Below are 16543 nucleotides of genomic sequence, written 5' to 3' on the forward strand. Positions count from 1 at the left end.
GCTGCTGAGACAGCGGTGCGCGCCAGCTGGATCTCACCAGCCGCCACCTGAATCGCCGCCGCTGCTGGAATCGCTGGCGTAGCCGCCACCGGCATCGCTGTAGCCGGCTGGGGACGCGCTCGCATAGGTCGGCGAACTGCCGCCGAGATCGTCGGCAGTGCTGAAGTCCGAGCCGCCGCCGTGCCGCCGCCGGGGCTGAACCGGCTTCGGCGGCACCTCCACCTCGGCGGCCTCCTGCTCACGGCCGGACTCCCGCAGCAGGGTCCGGAGCGTGTGCAACACGTGGTAGTCCGGCTTCCGATGGTCACGCAGCAGGTTCTCGGCCTCGTAGAGCCGGCCCCGCGCCCGCATCAGCGACACCAGCGGCGGCAGGGCGCGGGTGTCGCCCGCCGAATCCCGCAGCAGCGCCTCCGCCTCCTCGGCCCGGAACGCGTCGCGCAGCAGGCGGGCCGTCCGGAGCCGGAATTCGATCGCCTCGGCGAGCGGGTCACGGCTGTCGGCCTGCCGCAACCGGCCGGCCTCCGTGTGGGCGGCGACCGCACCCTCGAAGTCGCCGGCCTCGGCCAGAAGCATGCCCAGGTAGTCGCGGAGTCTTGCGTTCCCGGGGTCGCGGTCGGTCAGCGCCGCCTGGAAGTCGGCCGCGGCCCGGTAGTCCCGCGGGATCCGCTGGTCGCAGCGCATGACGAGGCCCCGCAACTGGGGAACGCCCGCGGTACCGGCCACCTCGGCCCGGACAGCGGCGAGCTCGTCCGCGCGGCCCTGTTTCTCCAGCAGCCTGGCCAGCGGCACGTAGGCCTCCGTGCTGCCCTCCGCGAGGCCCCGCCGCAGGGCCCGCTCGGCGGCGTCCGGGTGGCGGCGGCTGAGCGCCTCCGCAGCGCGGGCATGGCGATCCCAGTCCCCCGGATGCCGGGCCAGTTCGAACCGGCAGGCCAGCCCGGTTCCCCGGCCGGGGATCAGCCCGGCGTCCGACAGTGCACCGCAGAGCACCGCGGCGGCCAGGAACCCGGCCGCGAGCGCCCACCCCCATGATCCGGTGAACCGCATGACGAGCGCCGCCGCCAGGGCGAACGAGCCAGCCGCGATGACCGCCCACATGAAGCAGACCAGCAGCACACTGGTCCACACCCGGATTCCCGACACACTGCCCCGCATGAGCCCCGATGGTGCCCGGTGCGGCGATCTCCCGCAGCCCCGGGAATCTCAGACGGCGAACGCCCGGCCCAGGAAGTCGTCCACCGACCAGATCGCCCAGTGCGGATGGTCGTCCGGCGGCACCCGGGGAAGAGTGAACGGCGAGGACTCGACGGCCCGGCGCTCGGCTTCCCGGCGCATCTGGAGCGGCCAGCCCTCGGCCGGCACCACTTCGGCGGCCTCGGCATGCCGTCCGTCCCGTTCCAACAGGGTGAACAGCGCATACCGTACGCGGAAGTGGTCCGCCGCCGGATGCCGGCGCAGCAGCTCCTCGCCCTCGGCGGTGCGGCCGCGCACCTGCAGGAGCAGAGCGAGGGCGAAGACGGCGGCCATCTCACCGGGGTACGCCCGCAGCAGTTCCTCGGCGTCGTCGAAACGGCCGCCACGAGTCAACGCCCGCAACGTGCGTTCCGGCCAGAGCCGGAAGTACGTCGCACCGTTGCCGAGCCGCAGCGCCTCCCGCTGCGCGGCCACCGCCTCGTCGAAGGAGCCGACCTCGGCCAGCAGCGCCGCGCAGCGTTCCATGCCGACCGCGTCGGCGGGGAACCGGGTGACCCGGGCGACCTGAAAGCGGGCACCGGACACGGCGTCGAAGCTCGACGAGCACAAGTCGACGAGCCTGGTCAGTTCCTTCTCCGAGGCGGTCGCGGCGAGGCGCTCCCGCGACGGTTCGAGTTCCGCCAGGCGGTCCTGCTCCCGCAGGATCTGGACCAGCCGTCTCCAGCACTCCAGGTCGCCCCACTCCAGCGCCCGCCACAGTGTCGGCTCGTCGACGTCCGGCTCCCACGCGATGGACCGCGGCAGAGCGGGGAACCGGTCGTGGGCCGGTGGACCGTCGTCGGTCCAGGTGGGCGGGAAGGGTTCGACCGAACGCGGATCCATCAGCCGCCGGACTCGTCGGTCTCGGCGCCCTCGGGAACGGTCTCGTCGTCGCGGCTGTCCAGCCATCCGTGCGGGAGCGACACCTTGCCGGGCGCGTTCACCCGGCCGCGGGGCTGGCCGAGCGCCTCGGCCGGGAACGGGATCGACGGGTCGAGCTTGGCGAGCAGGTCGTCCAGCTCGGCCAGCGACGAGATCATCGCCAGGTTGCGGCGCAGTTCGCCGCCGACCGGGAAGCCCTTCAGGTACCACGCGACGTGCTTGCGGAAGTCGGCGCAGCCGTGCCGTTCGTCCTCGAGCGCCTCGACCAGCAACTGCGCGTGCCGGGCGATGATCTTGGCCACCTCACCGAGGGACGGCAGCACCGGCCGGTAACCGGCACCCTGGGTGAACGCCGCCTCCAGGTCGGCGAACAGCCACGGCCGGCCCAGGCAGCCGCGGCCGACCACGACCCCGTCGCAGCCGGTGTGCTCCACCATGCGCAGGGCGTCGGAGCCCTCCCAGATGTCACCGTTGCCGAGCACCGGCACGTCCAGGGCCTGCTTGAGGGTGGCGATCGCGTCCCAGTCGGCCTGACCCGAATAGCGCTGCTCGGCGGTGCGGGCGTGCAGGGCCACCGCTGTCACGCCGGCTTCCTGGGCGGCGAGACCGGCTTCCACGTACGTCAGATGGTCGTCGTCGATCCCCTTGCGCATCTTGATCGTGACCGGGATGCCGAACGGCTTGGCCGCCGCGACCGCCTGCGTCACGATCCGGCCGAAGAGCCGGCGTCGCCACGGCAGGGCCGAGCCGCCACCGCGCCGGGTGACCTTGGGCACCGGACAGCCGAAGTTAAGATCGATGTGGTCCGCGAGGTTGTCCTCGCCGACCATCCGCACGGCCGCCGCCGTCACGTCCGGGTCCACCCCGTAGAGCTGCAGGCTGCGGAAGCCCTCGTCCTCCGCGAACGCGATCATCTTGAGCGTCTTGGGGATCCGCTCCACCAGCGCCCGGGTCGTGATCATCTCGCAGACGTAGACGCCACCGCCCTGCTCCCGGCAGAGCCGCCGGAACGCCACATTGGTGATGCCCGCCATCGGGGCGAGCACGACGGGCGGATTGACGGCGTGGTCGCCGAGCATGAGTGGTGCGGTCACGCGCTCTAGGGTGACACGCCCGGCCCGGCGACCTCGAATCGCCCGCTCGGCTACCGTCCGCTGTCCCGCTCGATCAACGTGTCCAGCATCCCGATGATCTGCCGCACACCGCCCTCGACGGTGTCGACCTTGCCTTCCAGCCGGCCGAGTCTTTGCGTGTGATCCACGAGGATCGCGGAGTGCTCGGCGAGGATCGCGGAGTGCTCGGACTGAGTCTTCGCGAGAGCTTGGAGGAGGCCTTTCTGGGCCCGCAGCTTCTCGGAGATGTCGGCAAGATCGCGGTCTTGGCTGGCGCGGAGCCGCTCCTGCTCGTCCATGCGGTCCTCCAGATTGCCGACGCGTTCTTCCAGGGTGGGCAACGACGCCTCCAGGGGTGAGGGTAGCCGGTCACGGTTGCCGGCCGGGGTTTTCCTAGCGGCGTAACAATAGTCACCATACCAGTTGGCGGGCGACACCTTAACGGGTGCTTTTTCCATTGAGGTCTGGCAGAGTCGACGGGGTGAGTGACGCGCTGAGCCCGCGGCGGCTGATCGTCGTTCTCGAGTCGCCGGTGGCCGAGATGCTGGCCCGGTTCGGGGTCGAGCTGGGCTTCCGGACGGTGCTCGTGGAACCGGACCCGACCCGGCGGGGCGGGACACCACGGCCACACGGCGACACCTTCGTGGGTGATCTGGCGGCCGCCGCCCCGGACCAGCACACCGACATCCTGCTGACCGATCATCACCGGCCGGAGATCGGCACGCTGCTCAAGGAGGCGCTGGCCGGGCAGTCCCGATGGATCGGCATCCTGGGCAACCCCCGCCACGAGGGCCCGCACCTGGCGGCGCTGCGTGAGCTGGGCGTGCCCGAGGAGGAGATCGGCCGGGTGCACCGGCCGGTCGGGTTGAACATCGGTAGCCGTACCCCACCGGAGATCGCCGTGGCCGTGCTCGCCGGACTGATCGCCGACCGCAACCACCGCCCCGGCGGTTTCGAGTTCTGACTTCCCGTCAGGGGAGCCGTGCGGCGACGGCCTTCAGCATCTCGGTCTCGACGGTGCCGCGCCAGATCTGGTCGGCGTAGGTGTTCTCCTTCTGGCCCTCGAAGTAGACGCCGTCGTTCAGCAACGGGGCGAGGCCGCTCAGCTCGCCCGTGATGCCGTTCTTGAGGAACGCCCATTTGCCGATGTCCTCGGCACAGCCGTCCAGCCCGGTCGCCGCGACCAGGTCGGCCGGGCACTCCTTGCCGGCGAGGACGACCTTCTCGTCGTAGTTCTTCCTGGCCAGCTCGGGCGTACCGGCCGCCCGGACGGTGACGTAGATGTACGCCGGGTAATCACGCGACTCGCGCCGCTCGGCTCCGGCGAAGTCGATGCCGATGTGGCACGACGCGTCGCCGGGGAAGACGCGGTCCCGGCTGCCGAGATCGCCGGTCTCGAACGTCGGCGTGACGCGTTTCATCTCCACCACGGTCGCCGCGGGCAGGATCTCCCGCACCGCCGGTTCGGGAAGCAGGTCGCAGGCGGCCGGCCATTTCGACATCGGCAGCAGCCCGGTGCGGTCGGGCTTCGCGGCCAGCCGGATCGGCGTCGCGGACCCGGCCTCGCCCAGCGGGATCCGCGGTTGTTCCTCGGCGGCGCAACCACCGAGGGTGGCGCCGGCCCCGATCGCGGTGGCCGTCAGCATCGCCAGTGCAAAGACTCCCCGTGATGACATGTCCCGGAAGCTTAGAGCCCCGTCGAGAAGGGTTCAGTCCCGGCGGGTGACGGTGCAGGCGGAGCCGTTGCGGCCGAAGGCCGACCACAGGTTGAACCCGATGATCGCCAGGCCGAACAGTCCGAGGAAGAGGGCGGAGACGAGCCCCTGGCCGCCGGAGACCATACGCACGGTGGCGAACCCGATGATGCCGAGTCCGACGATCGAGCCGATCACCACCAGTGGCTTGTGGTGAGCCATCCGCATCGAGTCGAAGCGGGGCATGGCGCAACCATGCCCCGCATCGATGGATTCGAACGCCGTCAGCAGCCGGGCAGGCGCTTGATCAGGTAGTCCTCGATCTGGTCGAGGGACACCCGCTCCTGCTTCATGGTGTCCCGGTCGCGAACCGTCACCGCGTTGTCGGTGAGGGTGTCGAAGTCCACGGTGACGCAGAACGGGGTGCCGATCTCGTCCTGGCGGCGGTACCGGCGGCCGATGGCCTGCGAGTCGTCGAACTCGACCACCCAGCGCTTGCGCAGGTTCGCCGACAGCTCCTTGGCCTTCGGCGACAGTTCCGGGTTGCGCGACAGCGGCAGGACGGCGACCTTGACCGGCGCGAGCCTCGGGTCGAACCGCATGACGGTGCGCTTGTCGACGCCGCCCTTGGTGTTCGGGGCCTCGTCCTCGTCGTACGCCTCGAGCAGAAACGCCAGCACGGCACGGGTCAGGCCGGCCGCCGGCTCGATGACGTACGGCACCCAGCGCTCGCCCTTCTCCTGGTCGAAGAAGGACAGGTCCACGCCGGAGTGCTTCGAGTGCGTCGACAGGTCGAAGTCGGTGCGGTTGGCGATGCCCTCGAGTTCGGCGAACTCGGTGCCACCGAACTGGAAGCGGTACTCGATGTCGACCGTGCGCTTCGAGTAGTGCGAGAGCTTCTCCTTCGGGTGTTCGAAGAAGCGCAGGTTGCTCTCGGACAGGCCCAGGTCGCGGTACCAGTTCCAGCGCTCCTGCAGCCAGTACTCGTGCCATTCCTCGTCACTGCCGGGCGCGACGAAGAACTCCATCTCCATCTGCTCGAACTCACGCGTACGGAAGATGAAGTTGCCCGGGGTGATCTCGTTGCGGAAACTCTTGCCGACCTGCGCGATGCCGAACGGCGGCTTCTTGCGGGCCGCGGTCGCCACGTTGTTGTAGTTCACGAAGATGCCCTGCGCGGTCTCCGGGCGCAGGTAGTGCAGGCCGTCGGCGCTCTCGGTCGGGCCGAGGTACGTCTTCATCAGGCCGTTGAACATCTTCGGCTCGGTGAAGGTGCCCTTGTTGCCGCAGTTCGGGCAGTTCAGCTCCTGCAGGGACCCCGGAAGCTTGCCGTGCCTGGCCTCGAACGCCTCCTCCAGGTGGTCGGCCCGGAAACGCTTGTGGCAGGACTGGCACTCGGTCAGCGGGTCGACGAACGCGTCGAGGTGACCGGAGGCGGCCCACACGTCACGGGACAGGATGACCGCCGAGTCCAGGCCGACGATGTCGTCGCGCTGCTGGACCATGGTCTTCCACCACTGCCGGCGGACGTTCTCCTTCAGTTCCACGCCGAGCGGACCGTAGTCCCAGGCCGAGCGGGTTCCTCCGTAGATCTCGCTGGAGGGGAAGACGAAGCCCCGGCGCTTGGCCAGGCTGACGACGCTGTCGATACGGTCGGCAGGCATGTGCGGTTTCCTCCTACGCCGGCTGGGTGTCGGCGGGGAAATCGAGAGTTACAGGACGAAGAGCGAGATTACTCTCCGAGGTCGCACACCTCGAACTTGCCCGTCGACTGGTTCTGCGTGAGGTCGGCCTCCATGCTCACCTGGTCGCCGTCGGGGTAGGTCAGCTCGACCGGCACGGTGAGCCGCATCCCGAGGGTGGAGAGATCACCGACCGAGTAAGAGTCGAACGGCTCCATGTCCGCCATCCGCTCGGTGTAGTCGGCCTGGGTCTCGGAGTCCCGTGCGGACTGGCAGAGCTGCTGGTAGGCGCCGTCGAAGTCGCGATCCTGGAGATCCTCCAGGTATCGGCTGACGACGATTTCGACCTGCTCGTCGAGCGCCCTGTTGAAGGCCGTCACGAACCCGAATCCGGCGATCGAGCCGGCACCGCAGACCAGCACGACGATGCCGGCGACGATGCCGAGGCTCGTCCCGACCCGCTTGCCGCGTCCCTCGACCGGGGGAGCCGGGAACGGCGGGTGCACACCCGGGCCGGCCGGCGGCGGGGGCGGAGGAAGACTCATGTTGCAAGCCTAGTGTTCAGCGCCAGGGTTCGGCCGCCCGGTCGCTGGCGGTGACGATCACGTCCCCGCCGGGCTCCGCGGAGGCGAGGGTCTCGAACGCCGACGGCTCGTCGAGGGAGAGCGCGAGCAGCGGCGTGGCGTGCACCTTCACATCGAAGGCGCCGAGCGCGCGCCGGTAGGCTCCGACCGATTCCCATTCGGTGACCAGGATCCAGCCGGCCGTGTCCTCCAGGGCCCGGGTGAGCCGGCCGGAACGGTAGCCGGGAGTGCGTGACAGGGCGCCGAGCGCGGCGTGCGCGCGGTCCCGGAAGTCGTCCTGCGTTTCCGCCGGGACGGAGAAGCGGTTGAGCACCAGCATGTGATGAGGGTACGCACACGCGACAGGAGCGAGATGACGCGCACATTGCTGCACCGGCTGGCCCGGGTGAATCCGACCGCCGCGTTCTTCGCGGTGCTGGTCGTACTGCTGGCCGGGCTCTTCCTGCCGGGCATCGTGGGCGCGTTGCTGCTCGGCCTGCTGGCCGCCGGCCTGGGCGCGCTGACCTTCAGCACGTGGCCGGTGCAGTTGCCGGTCACCCGGGTGGTCCGGGTGGTGCTGCTCACCCTCCTGGTGGTCGCCGCGGTGTCGAAGACGCTGTGAATTCATGCGGCTTTGACAATCATTGTCATTATCGACGACAGTTGCTGGCATGATGCGCCGCCTGCTTCCCGCCCTGCTCCTGCTGACCGCCCTCACCGGCTGCGGGAGCGACTCCGCCGGCGCCGACGGCAAGCTCCCGGTCGTCACGGCGTTCTATCCGCTGCAGTTCGTCAGCGAGCGGGTCGGCGGCGACGCGGTCAGCGTGTCCACCCTCACCAAGCCGGGCGCCGAGCCGCACGACGTCGAACTGACCGCCCGCCAGGTGGGTGAGGTGTCCGACGCCGGCCTGATCGTCTACCTGGCCGGCTTCCAGCCCGCGGTCGACGACGCGGTGAAGCAGAACGGCGGCGACCGTGCCTTCGACGCCGCGACGGCGGTCGAGACGATCGACGCGGCGGAGGCCGACGCGCACGCCGAGGGCGACACGCACGCCGAGGGCGAGGAGGAACACTCCGGCGCCGACCCGCACGTGTGGCTCGACCCGGCCCGGCTGGCCGGTATCGCCGACAAGCTCGCCGAGCGCCTCGGCAAGGCCGACCCGGCGCACGCCGCCGACTTCACCGCCCGCGCCGCCACGCTGCGCACCGAGCTGACCGCACTGGACGGCGAGTTCAAGACCGGGCTGGCCAACTGTGCCCGCCGGGAACTGGTCACCAGCCACACCGCGTTCAGTTACCTCGCCGACCGGTACGAGCTGACCCAGATCGGCATCACCGGTGTCGACCCGGAGACCGAGCCGTCCCCGCAGCGGCTCGCCGCCGTGGCCGCCGAGGCCAAGGAGCACGGGACCACCACGATCTTCTTCGAGACGCTGGTCAGCCCGAAGGTGGCTGAGACGATCGCCAAGGAGGTCGGCGCCCGGACCGCGGTGCTCGACCCCATCGAAGGGCTGACCGACGGCTCGGCGGACTATTTCTCGGTGATGCGCGCCAATCTGGCCGCACTGAAGCTCGGCCTGGAGTGTTCATGAGCGTTGTTGCGGTGAGCCATCTCGCGGCCGGCTATGACGGCCGCGAGGTCCTCCGGGACGTGTCGCTGAGCGTCACGGCCGGCGACGTGGTCGCGATCCTCGGCGCCAACGGCTCCGGCAAGTCCACCCTGATCCGGACGATCCTCGGCCTGGTCCCTTCGCGCCGGGGCTCGATCGAGTTGTTCGGGACGCCACAGAAGCGGTTCCGGCAGTGGGCGCGGATCGGGTACGTGCCGCAGCGGCTGGGCGCCGGCAGCGGCGTGCCGGCCACGGTCGGCGAGGTCGTCGCCTCGGGCCGGCTGGCCCGGCGGGGCGTCTTCCGTTTCCCGGCGGCGGGGGACAAGGCGGCGGTACGCGACGCGCTGACCGCCGTCGGGCTGCTGGACCGCATCGGCGACCCGGTGACGACCCTCTCCGGCGGACAGCAGCAGCGCACCCTGATCGCCCGGGCACTGGCCGGGAAACCGGACTTGCTGGTGCTCGACGAGCCGAACGCCGGGGTGGACGCGGCCAGCCAGGAGGCGTTCGCCGCGGCGCTGACCCGGTTCGCCGGCGACGGCGGCACGATCCTGCTGGTCCTGCACGAACTGGGCCCGCTGCGGCCGCTGATCGGGCGGGCCGTGGTGGTGCACGACGGGCGGATCGCGTACGAGGGGACTCCCCCCGAGCCGGCCGGCCACCACGCCGAACCGGACCACGAGCACCTGCACCCGCACGCCGAGGAACTCAAGGCCGGCATCTGCGAGTGGGCCCCCACCGAGGGAACGAAGGCGTACTGATGGAACTGCTCACGCTGCCGTTCATGCAGCGCGCCCTGGCGGCCGCGATGATCATCGGGCTGGCCGCCCCGGCGCTCGGCATCTACCTGGTGCAGCGCCGGCTCTCGCTGATCGGCGACGGGATCGGTCACGTGGCGCTCACCGGTGTCGGTCTCGGCCTGCTCACCGGCAACGAACCGGTGTTCTCCGCGATCGTGGTGGCGACCGTCGGCGCGGTGGGCGTGGAGCTCATCAGGGAACGCGGCCGCACCTCCGGCGACCTGGCCCTGGCCATGCTCTTCTACGGCGGGATCGCCGGTGGCGTGCTGCTTGTCGGCCTCTCCGACGGCAGCGGCAACAGCAGTCTCATGCAGTACCTGTTCGGTTCGCCGCTGACCACCTCGGCCACCGACCTCATGGTGATCGGCGGGCTCGGTGTGACCGTGCTGGCCGCCATGTTGTTCTTCCGCCCGGCTCTCTTCGCGCTCTGCAACGACGAGGAGTACGCGAGGGTCAGCGGCCTGCCGGTGCGGACCCTCAACCTCCTGCTCGCCGTGACCACGGCGGTGACCGTGACGATCGCCATGCGTACCGTCGGGTTGTTGCTCGTCTCGGCCCTGATGGTCGTGCCGGTGGCCGCCGCACAGCAGCTCACCCGGGGGTTCGTCAGCACCATGACGGTCGCCATGCTGATCGGGGTCGGTGCCGCCGGAGCGGGCGTGCTGGTCTCGGCCGAGGCGGACACCGCACCGGGTGCCACCACCGTCCTGCTCGCCCTGGCCGTCTTCGTGGCGACCGCGCTGGCCGCGTCGATCCGGCACTCGCTGCACCGCCCGCAGACCCCTCCGACGGCCTCCGAGCCACCGGATGTCGTGCTGCATGCCTGACCACTACCTGCCTGTACCGTTGGCGCAACGATGACGACGACCACCGGTTACGAAGCGTACGAATCGGCGGGGGCACTGCTGCGTGCCCTGTCCGCGCCGATCCGTGTCGCCATCGTGGTCGAGCTGGGGTTGGGCGAGCGCTGTGTCCACGATCTCGTGGAGAAACTCGGCGCTCCGCAGCCGCTGGTATCCCAGCACCTGCGTGTGCTGCGCGGAGCCGGTGTGGTGCGGGGTGTGCGACGGGGCCGGGAGATCGCATACTCCCTGGTGGACGAACACGTCGCCCACATCGTCGCCGACGCCGTGAGCCACGCCAGGGAGAGCCGACAGTGAACGCCGACAACACGATCCGCAACACCAAGCAGCGCAGCGCGGTGAGCGCCGTCCTCGCCGAGACCGAGGGCTTCCACAGTGCCCAGGACCTGCACGCGATGCTGCGGGACCGGGGCGAGCGGGTCGGGCTGACCACCGTCTACCGGACGCTGCAGGGGCTGGCGGACGCCGGGGAGATTGACGTCATGCGGCCGCCCGGCGGGGAGCACCTCTACCGCCGCTGCAGCCAGGGGCACCACCACCATCTGGTGTGCCGGTCGTGCGGGCGGACCGTCGAGGTGCTCGGCCCGGCGGTCGAGTCGTGGGCCGACAAGATGGCCGGTCAGCACGGCTTCGTCGACGTCTCGCACACCCTCGAGATCTTCGGGACCTGCCCGGAGTGCGCCGCGAAGGCTCCACGCTCCTGACGGACGCCCCCGACGGCGCCGCAACAGCCCAACGCTCCTGACGGGCGACCCGAGGGCGCCGCAACGGAGCGGGACCCCTGCGGCCCCTGAGGGACGACCCGGAGTGCGCCGTGGAGGGCTGGGTGCGACGCTTCCGATGTGAAGCTCTATGCGGACCGCGTCCCCGTCGCCCTTCGCCAACTGATCAGCGACATCTTCGTCGTCATCTGGGTCTACCTGTGGATCCGGGTCGCCTTCTGGATACACGACGTCGTGGAGAAGCTCGCCGTGCCCGGCCAGAAACTGGAGGGCGCCGGCAGCGGCATCGCCGACAATCTCGCTGACGCCGGCGGCAAGGTGGGCCGGGTGCCGATCGTCGGTGACGAGCTGACCGGTCCGTTCACCGGCGCTGCCGACGCTGCCCGGTCGATCGCCGACGCGGGCCGTCAGCAGCAGGAGTTCGTCGCTCAGCTGGCGCTGATCCTGCCCGCGGTCGCGGTGGGCGTACCGCTCGCCCTGGTGCTCTTCTTCTGGCTGCCGTGGCGGCTGAGCTGGATCCGCCGGGCCGGGGTCGCCGTGGCGGTCCGCAGCGACCCGGCCGGCCAGGACCTGCTGGCGTTGCGCGCGCTGGCGACCCAGCCGCTGACCAGGCTCGCCAAGCTGGGTCCGGACATCGCCCAGAGCTGGCGGGCCGGCGACTCGGCCGCGGTCGCCGCTCTCGCCGAGCTGGAGCTGCGTCAGCTCGGCCTGAAGCGCCGCTGATGCTCGGCTGGCTCGCACCGCTGTCTCAGCGGTGCGAGCCAGCCCGGGTGCTACTAGGCGGGCGCGGAACCGTCGTCCTCGTCGTCGTCGCCCCATTCGCGGTGGGCGAACGGCAGGATGGCCCAGAAGGTCAGGAACCAGCCGCCGGTGACCACGGTCAGCGGGATGGCCCACTTCCAGTCGAGCAGGTAGTCGGTGATCAGCAGGACGCTGCTGGTCATCGAGACCAGCATGAAGACCAGACCACCGGTGGCCATCTTGTGGGCGTACTTGACCAGTTCGGGCTTGCGGCCCTGCCGGAACAGCGCGCGGTGGAACGCCACCGGCGAGATGATCATCGCGGTGGCGAACGCCGCACTGATCAGGGCGACGATGTAGGTGTCCTTCTGGAACTGAGTGACGTTCGGGAAGCCGCTGCTGAAGGGCAGGGTGAGCAGGAACGCGAAGAGAATCTGCACACCGGTCTGGGCGACCCGCAGCTCTTGCAGCAGATCAGCGAAGTTCCGGTCCCAGCGCTGCTTCTCAGTTTCCCGGGGAGTGTGGGTATCGACCGCCATGCCGCGCCGAGTTCCCCGTAGCACCCCTCCGTCAAACCCCGATACGTGCCAGCACCGCGTCGGCAAGCTCACGCGGAGCCTGCTCCGGCACCCAATGGGTGACGCCGCGCATCACCACGAACTGGTAGTCGGCCCGCACCCAGTCCCTGGTACGCAGCGCCGCGGTCCGCCCGACCACGCCGTCGGCGTCGCTCCACACGTACGTGGTCGGCACGGTGACAGCGCCCAGATTCGCCACCTGCGCGGCGCTGAAGGCCCGGTACCAGTTCAGTCCAGCGGTGAGCCGTCCCGGTTCGCGCATCGCGGCCACGTACTGCTCGGCGCGCATGCCGAGCGGGCGCAGCATCAGCCGCAGCAGCAGGGCGTGCTGGGCCAGCAGCAACTTCTCGCTGAACGACGTCTGGAACACCTTGAAGTAGGTGAGCCGGGCCTGCTGGCTGGGGCGGACCCGCAGGGCCAGCAGCAACGCCCGCGGATGCGGTACCGAGATCGCGGTCAGGGTGCGTACCCGGTCCGGATGGCGGGCGGCCAGCTGCCAGCCCACCTGCGCGCCCCAGTCGTGCCCGACCACGTGCGCCTTCTCGACCCCGAGGGCGTCGAGGACGGCGATCGCGTCGGCGGTCACCGACGTCATCGTGTAGGCGGCGGCGCCGGACGGCCGCGCACCCGGTGAATACCCCCGCTGATCCAGCGCGTACGTCCGCAGCCCGGCCGCGTGCAACCGGGGCAGGATCAGGTCGAACTCCCGGGAGTCCTGCGGGAACCCGTGCAGCAGGAGAACCGGTTCACCGTCCTCCGGCCCGCCCTCGTGAACGTCGAAAACCAGCCCGCGCGCTTTGACCTCGATCACGTGATCCCTCCCCTGTGCCACGCCGCTACCAGGTGTTACGGTCATCGAAGCACATCCACCGGAGCTTGGCCGCGCGAGCGGGCAGGCTTCGATCCGACAGGGGAGCGCACAGCGCTGAGAGTGCGGGCATCCGCAGACCCTCGTACCTGATCTGGGTAATGCCAGCGCAGGAAGTTCGGTCATCTCCAGCCGCGTCGTGCCCTGGGCACCGCCGCCCGGGGTCGCGGCGTGCGTCTCCTCCCGGTACCCACTGGGAGGCAATCATGAAAGCAACCGAATCGAACCGCTGGCGGACGATAGACATCGTCGTCGCCTCCGTCATCGCCGTGGCGTTCGGCGTGATCTTCTGGGCCTGGGGCACGGTCTGGTCGATCACCGAGAGCGCCTTCGCGTTCTTCCCCCCGGCACAGACGCTGATCTACGGGGTCTGGCTGGTCCCGGCCGTGCTGGCCGGCCTGATCGTCCGCAAGCCGGGTGCCTCCCTCTACGCCGAGGCGGTCGCGGCCACCGTGTCCGCGCTGCTCGGCAGCCAGTGGGGCGGCACGGTCATCCTGCAGGGCCTGATCCAGGGGCTGGGCGCGGAGCTGGTCTTCGCGGTCCTGCTCTACCGCAACTTCAAGCTGCCGGTCGCGATCCTGGCCGGCGCGCTGACCGGTGTCGGCGCGGCGATCTACGACTTCTTCGCCTACACCGCCGGCGCCGACCTGTGGTCCTACCGCATCCCGTACGCGGCGATCACCGTGCTCAGCGGTGCGGTGGTGGCCGGAGCCGGTTCGTGGGCACTGGTCCGGGCGCTCGCCCCGACCGGCGTGCTCGACCGGTTCGCGGCGGGCCGCGAGCGGGCATCCGTCTAGACATGAGTGAGGTCCGGCTCCACGGCTTCGGGTGGCGGCACTCCGGTCGCCGCGCCTGGGCGGTCCGCGGGCTGGACCTGGAGATCCGGCACGGCGAACGGGTGCTCCTGCTCGGCCCCTCGGGAGCCGGCAAGAGCACCCTCCTCGCCGCGATCGCCGGGCTGCTGCCGGAGGACTCCGGTGAGTCCGAGGGCACGATCCAGATCGACGGGCTCGACCCCCGCAAGGCCCGCGACCGGGTCGGCATCGTCTTCCAGGATCCGCAGACCCAGCTCGTGATGGCCCGCAGCGGCGACGACGTGGCGTTCGGGCTGGAGAACCGGGGAGTGCCGGCCGCCGAGATCTGGCCACGGGTCTCCGACGTGCTCGATCGCGTCGGTTTCCCGTACCAGATGAATCGCCCGACCTCGGCCCTCTCCGGCGGTGAGGCGCAACGCCTCGCCCTCGCCGGGATTCTCGCCCTGCGTCCCGGCCTGCTGCTGCTCGACGAGCCGACCGCGAACCTGGACCCGCCGGGCGCCGCACTCATCCGGGAGGCGGTGGCCCGGGCCACCGGCCCGGACACCACGCTGATCATCGTGGAACACCGGGTCGCCGAGGCCCTTCCGCTCGTCGACCGGGTCGTCGTCCTGGAGGCGGGCGGCGGCGTCCGCGCCGACGGATCACCCGATGTGATCTTCGCGGCCTACGGCGACAAACTCGCTGACGAGGGCGTGTGGGTGCCGGGTTTCCACACCCCACCGATCAAGGCGACATCAAAGGCGACCCCCGATCTGGTACGGACGGAGTGTGCCGCCGTCAGCGGACGCCTCGAGCCCGTCACCATCTCTGCCGGCGGCGGCGAGGTCCTGGCCGTCACCGGACCGAACGGCACCGGCAAGTCGACCCTGGCCCTGCTGCTCGGCGGGCTGCTCGCACCGACGTCGGGGCGGGTCGAGGCGTTCGGTGACCGGCGGCCGCCGCACCGCTGGCGGGCCGCCACGCTCACCGGCCGGGTCGGATCGGTGTTCCAGAACCCGGAGCATCAGTTCGTCACCGCCCGGGTCGCCGACGAACTGGCGCTCGGGCCGCGCCGGCTGGGCCGCTCCCCCGCCGAGATCACCCGTACCGTCGACGAGCTGATGGAACGGCTCCGGCTGACCCGGCTCGCGGGGGCCAACCCGTACACCCTTTCCGGCGGGGAAGCGCGCCGGCTCAGTGTGGCCACCGCACTGGCGACCGCGCCGCGGCTGCTGGTGCTCGACGAGCCGACCTTCGGCCAGGACCGCCGCACCTGGCGCGAGCTGGTCGAACTGCTGGCCGCGCTGCGGACGGAGGGACACGGGGTGATCGCGGTGACCCACGATGACGCGTTCGTGCGTACCCTCGCCGACCGAACCGTCCCCCTCGGCGCACCGGAACCGGACCCGCTCCCCCGAAGGCACCGCCCGTGACGCTCGCTCTTTCGCTCGGGACGGCACGGCCGTGACCCTCGCTCTTCAGCCGGTCGCTGATCCGGCCGCGCCGCTCGCCCGCCGCAACCCGGTCGCCAAGCTCGGTGCCGCGTTGCTCTTCACGCTGCCGCTGATCGCCACCCTCGACCCGCTGACCCCGGCCCTGGCGCTGCTCGTCGAAATGCTGGTGCTGCCGTTCTTCGGCGTACGGCTCGGCGTGCTGGCCCGGCGAGCGGCGCCGTTACTGCCGGCCGCAGCCGGAATCCTGATCACCATGGTGCTGTTCGCTGCCGAACGCGACGGCACCCTCCTGGTGTCGCTGGGCCCGGTCGACGTGACGACCGGCGTGCTGACCACGACGGGTGCGCTGATCATGCGGGTCTTCGCGGTGGCGCTGCCCGGGATCGTCGTGTTCGCCACCACCGACCCGACCGACCTGGCCGACGCGCTGGTGCAGAACACCAGGGCACCGGCCCGGTTCGCGATCGGCGCTCTCGCCGCGTTCCGTCTGGTGCCGCTCCTCGGCGAGGAGTGGCGGTCGCTCAGCCTGGCCCGCCGTGCCCGCGGTATCGACGCCGGCCGCAACCCGGTCGCCAAACTGCGGCTCTTCGGGTCGACGGCGTTCGCGCTGCTGGTCGGGGCGTTACGGCGCGGGGTACGGCTGGCCGTGGCGATGGACGCGCGCGGCTTCGACTCGGACGTGCCCCGGACCCACGCCCGCCGCCAGCATTTCACCCGCGCCGACGCCGTCCTGCTGATCGCCGCGTTCCTGACCGCCGCCGCGATCATCACCGTCTCCGTGACCCTGAACGTGTTCCGCCCAGTAACCGGCTAACCCCCCTGGCTGGACACCACGGCTGTCTCGACGTGCTGGAGACAGCCATCCGTGTCTTTCTGACGCCCGTGCCGTGCGTGAAAATCGGGGGTGGTCACCCGCTCACGTCGTCTCCGCTTGGTGCTTCGAGCCC

The 16543-nt window shown here is 70.7% G+C and carries 22 protein-coding genes and 1 riboswitch; of the genes, 11 read left to right on the forward strand and 11 right to left on the reverse strand.

The annotated features are described in order from the left end of the window. Window positions 1-33: 33 nt before the first annotated feature. The 4 genes from AB0G04_RS25020 to AB0G04_RS25035 form a co-directional block, all read right to left on the reverse strand. Complete coding sequence (locus tag AB0G04_RS25020; RefSeq protein ID WP_360987203.1) at window positions 34-1152, reverse strand: hypothetical protein; 1119 nt, start codon at window positions 1150-1152, stop codon at window positions 34-36. A gap of 48 nt (window positions 1153-1200) precedes the next feature. Beyond that, entirely contained in the window at window positions 1201-2073 is an 873-nt protein-coding gene (locus tag AB0G04_RS25025) for a hypothetical protein (protein ID WP_360987205.1), read from the reverse strand. Beyond that, the gene (dusB, locus tag AB0G04_RS25030; RefSeq protein ID WP_360987260.1) at window positions 2073-3191 is read right to left on the reverse strand and encodes a tRNA dihydrouridine synthase DusB; all 1119 of its coding nucleotides are present in this window, start codon (window positions 3189-3191) and stop codon (window positions 2073-2075) included. Before dusB ends, AB0G04_RS25025 begins: the two co-directional genes overlap by 1 nt. A gap of 65 nt (window positions 3192-3256) precedes the next feature. Continuing rightward, the gene (locus AB0G04_RS25035; RefSeq protein WP_360987207.1) at window positions 3257-3565 is read right to left on the reverse strand and encodes a hypothetical protein; all 309 of its coding nucleotides are present in this window, start codon (window positions 3563-3565) and stop codon (window positions 3257-3259) included. Window positions 3566-3705: 140 nt separating this feature from the next. Between AB0G04_RS25035 and AB0G04_RS25040 the strand changes: the two genes are divergently transcribed. After that, window positions 3706-4188, forward strand: a complete 483-nt coding sequence (locus AB0G04_RS25040) for an XdhC family protein (RefSeq protein ID WP_360987209.1) — start codon at window positions 3706-3708, stop codon at window positions 4186-4188. A 7-nt stretch (window positions 4189-4195) separates the two neighbouring features. Here the strand turns inward: AB0G04_RS25040 and AB0G04_RS25045 are convergent, their stop codons facing one another. The 5 genes from AB0G04_RS25045 to AB0G04_RS25065 form a co-directional block, all read right to left on the reverse strand. Next, window positions 4196-4900, reverse strand: coding sequence for a hypothetical protein (locus AB0G04_RS25045; RefSeq protein ID WP_360987211.1), 705 nt, complete (start codon window positions 4898-4900; stop codon window positions 4196-4198). 33 nt (window positions 4901-4933) lie between these two features. Then, the gene (locus AB0G04_RS25050; protein ID WP_360987213.1) at window positions 4934-5164 is read right to left on the reverse strand and encodes a hypothetical protein; all 231 of its coding nucleotides are present in this window, start codon (window positions 5162-5164) and stop codon (window positions 4934-4936) included. Window positions 5165-5202: 38 nt separating this feature from the next. Then, window positions 5203-6582: a glycine--tRNA ligase gene (locus AB0G04_RS25055; protein WP_360987215.1), complete on the reverse strand. Its 1380-nt coding sequence runs from the start codon at window positions 6580-6582 to the stop codon at window positions 5203-5205. A gap of 68 nt (window positions 6583-6650) precedes the next feature. Further along, entirely contained in the window at window positions 6651-7145 is a 495-nt protein-coding gene (locus AB0G04_RS25060; protein WP_360987217.1) for a hypothetical protein, read from the reverse strand. Window positions 7146-7161: 16 nt separating this feature from the next. After that, the gene (locus tag AB0G04_RS25065) at window positions 7162-7503 is read right to left on the reverse strand and encodes an antibiotic biosynthesis monooxygenase family protein (RefSeq protein WP_360987219.1); all 342 of its coding nucleotides are present in this window, start codon (window positions 7501-7503) and stop codon (window positions 7162-7164) included. Window positions 7504-7506: 3 nt separating this feature from the next. On the opposite strand from AB0G04_RS25065, the gene AB0G04_RS25070 reads away from it, so the two are divergent. The 7 genes from AB0G04_RS25070 (at window position 7507) to AB0G04_RS25100 (ending at window position 11881) form a co-directional block, all read left to right on the forward strand. Continuing rightward, window positions 7507-7785 carry a DUF6703 family protein gene (locus AB0G04_RS25070; protein WP_360987221.1) on the forward strand — a complete coding sequence of 93 codons (279 nt, stop codon included), beginning with the start codon at window positions 7507-7509 and terminating at the stop codon, window positions 7783-7785. A 49-nt stretch (window positions 7786-7834) separates the two neighbouring features. Beyond that, on the forward strand, window positions 7835-8755 hold the full coding sequence (locus AB0G04_RS25075; protein ID WP_360987223.1) for a metal ABC transporter substrate-binding protein: 921 nt from the start codon (window positions 7835-7837) through the stop codon (window positions 8753-8755). Further along, on the forward strand, window positions 8752-9534 hold the full coding sequence (locus tag AB0G04_RS25080; protein ID WP_360987225.1) for a metal ABC transporter ATP-binding protein: 783 nt from the start codon (window positions 8752-8754) through the stop codon (window positions 9532-9534). The genes AB0G04_RS25075 and AB0G04_RS25080 overlap by 4 nt, the downstream gene beginning before the upstream one ends. Continuing rightward, window positions 9534-10400 (forward strand): metal ABC transporter permease, encoded by an 867-nt coding sequence (locus AB0G04_RS25085; RefSeq protein WP_360987227.1) that lies wholly within the window; start codon window positions 9534-9536, stop codon window positions 10398-10400. Before AB0G04_RS25080 ends, AB0G04_RS25085 begins: the two co-directional genes overlap by 1 nt. 30 nt (window positions 10401-10430) lie before the next feature. After that, complete coding sequence (locus AB0G04_RS25090) at window positions 10431-10733, forward strand: metalloregulator ArsR/SmtB family transcription factor (protein ID WP_106316558.1); 303 nt, start codon at window positions 10431-10433, stop codon at window positions 10731-10733. Further along, the gene (locus tag AB0G04_RS25095; protein ID WP_360987230.1) at window positions 10730-11140 is read left to right on the forward strand and encodes a transcriptional repressor; all 411 of its coding nucleotides are present in this window, start codon (window positions 10730-10732) and stop codon (window positions 11138-11140) included. The genes AB0G04_RS25090 and AB0G04_RS25095 overlap by 4 nt, the downstream gene beginning before the upstream one ends. 138 nt (window positions 11141-11278) lie before the next feature. Beyond that, window positions 11279-11881, forward strand: a complete 603-nt coding sequence (locus AB0G04_RS25100; protein WP_360987232.1) for a hypothetical protein — start codon at window positions 11279-11281, stop codon at window positions 11879-11881. Between the two features lie 53 nt (window positions 11882-11934). Here the strand turns inward: AB0G04_RS25100 and AB0G04_RS25105 are convergent, their stop codons facing one another. Further along, the gene (locus AB0G04_RS25105; RefSeq protein WP_360987234.1) at window positions 11935-12438 is read right to left on the reverse strand and encodes a DUF6328 family protein; all 504 of its coding nucleotides are present in this window, start codon (window positions 12436-12438) and stop codon (window positions 11935-11937) included. A gap of 31 nt (window positions 12439-12469) precedes the next feature. Continuing rightward, complete coding sequence (locus AB0G04_RS25110) at window positions 12470-13285, reverse strand: alpha/beta hydrolase (RefSeq protein WP_360987262.1); 816 nt, start codon at window positions 13283-13285, stop codon at window positions 12470-12472. 91 nt (window positions 13286-13376) lie between these two features. After that, window positions 13377-13479, forward strand: a riboswitch (TPP riboswitch). A gap of 72 nt (window positions 13480-13551) precedes the next feature. On the opposite strand from AB0G04_RS25110, the gene AB0G04_RS25115 reads away from it, so the two are divergent. The 3 genes from AB0G04_RS25115 to AB0G04_RS25125 are packed head-to-tail and all read left to right on the forward strand — an operon-like array spanning window position 13552 to window position 16410. After that, the gene (locus tag AB0G04_RS25115; RefSeq protein ID WP_360987236.1) at window positions 13552-14142 is read left to right on the forward strand and encodes an ECF transporter S component; all 591 of its coding nucleotides are present in this window, start codon (window positions 13552-13554) and stop codon (window positions 14140-14142) included. Between the two features lie 2 nt (window positions 14143-14144). Beyond that, on the forward strand, window positions 14145-15575 hold the full coding sequence (locus AB0G04_RS25120; RefSeq protein ID WP_360987238.1) for an ABC transporter ATP-binding protein: 1431 nt from the start codon (window positions 14145-14147) through the stop codon (window positions 15573-15575). 31 nt (window positions 15576-15606) lie between these two features. Then, on the forward strand, window positions 15607-16410 hold the full coding sequence (locus AB0G04_RS25125; protein WP_360987240.1) for an energy-coupling factor transporter transmembrane component T: 804 nt from the start codon (window positions 15607-15609) through the stop codon (window positions 16408-16410). Window positions 16411-16543 lie beyond the last annotated feature (133 nt).

The sequence above is a fragment of the Actinoplanes sp. NPDC023801 genome (assembly GCF_040639655.1).
Lineage (GTDB): Bacteria > Actinomycetota > Actinomycetes > Mycobacteriales > Micromonosporaceae > Actinoplanes.

What these genes read in the sequence shown, in the direction of transcription:
- dusB (WP_360987260.1), bottom strand. Translation starts at nt 3,191, where the DNA reads ATGCTCGGCGACCACGCCGTCAATCCGCCCGTCGTGCTCGCCCCGATG.
- AB0G04_RS25075 (WP_360987223.1), top strand. Translation starts at nt 7,835, where the DNA reads ATGATGCGCCGCCTGCTTCCCGCCCTGCTCCTGCTGACCGCCCTCACC.
- AB0G04_RS25045 (WP_360987211.1), bottom strand. Translation starts at nt 4,900, where the DNA reads ATGTCATCACGGGGAGTCTTTGCACTGGCGATGCTGACGGCCACCGCG.
- AB0G04_RS25060 (WP_360987217.1), bottom strand. Translation starts at nt 7,145, where the DNA reads ATGAGTCTTCCTCCGCCCCCGCCGCCGGCCGGCCCGGGTGTGCACCCG.
- AB0G04_RS25080 (WP_360987225.1), top strand. Translation starts at nt 8,752, where the DNA reads ATGAGCGTTGTTGCGGTGAGCCATCTCGCGGCCGGCTATGACGGCCGC.
- AB0G04_RS25090 (WP_106316558.1), top strand. Translation starts at nt 10,431, where the DNA reads ATGACGACGACCACCGGTTACGAAGCGTACGAATCGGCGGGGGCACTG.
- AB0G04_RS25085 (WP_360987227.1), top strand. Translation starts at nt 9,534, where the DNA reads ATGGAACTGCTCACGCTGCCGTTCATGCAGCGCGCCCTGGCGGCCGCG.
- AB0G04_RS25050 (WP_360987213.1), bottom strand. Translation starts at nt 5,164, where the DNA reads ATGCCCCGCTTCGACTCGATGCGGATGGCTCACCACAAGCCACTGGTG.
- AB0G04_RS25120 (WP_360987238.1), top strand. Translation starts at nt 14,145, where the DNA reads ATGAGTGAGGTCCGGCTCCACGGCTTCGGGTGGCGGCACTCCGGTCGC.
- AB0G04_RS25020 (WP_360987203.1), bottom strand. Translation starts at nt 1,152, where the DNA reads ATGCGGGGCAGTGTGTCGGGAATCCGGGTGTGGACCAGTGTGCTGCTG.
- AB0G04_RS25105 (WP_360987234.1), bottom strand. Translation starts at nt 12,438, where the DNA reads ATGGCGGTCGATACCCACACTCCCCGGGAAACTGAGAAGCAGCGCTGG.
- AB0G04_RS25025 (WP_360987205.1), bottom strand. Translation starts at nt 2,073, where the DNA reads ATGGATCCGCGTTCGGTCGAACCCTTCCCGCCCACCTGGACCGACGAC.
- AB0G04_RS25070 (WP_360987221.1), top strand. Translation starts at nt 7,507, where the DNA reads ATGAGGGTACGCACACGCGACAGGAGCGAGATGACGCGCACATTGCTG.
- AB0G04_RS25065 (WP_360987219.1), bottom strand. Translation starts at nt 7,503, where the DNA reads ATGCTGGTGCTCAACCGCTTCTCCGTCCCGGCGGAAACGCAGGACGAC.
- AB0G04_RS25115 (WP_360987236.1), top strand. Translation starts at nt 13,552, where the DNA reads ATGAAAGCAACCGAATCGAACCGCTGGCGGACGATAGACATCGTCGTC.
- AB0G04_RS25055 (WP_360987215.1), bottom strand. Translation starts at nt 6,582, where the DNA reads ATGCCTGCCGACCGTATCGACAGCGTCGTCAGCCTGGCCAAGCGCCGG.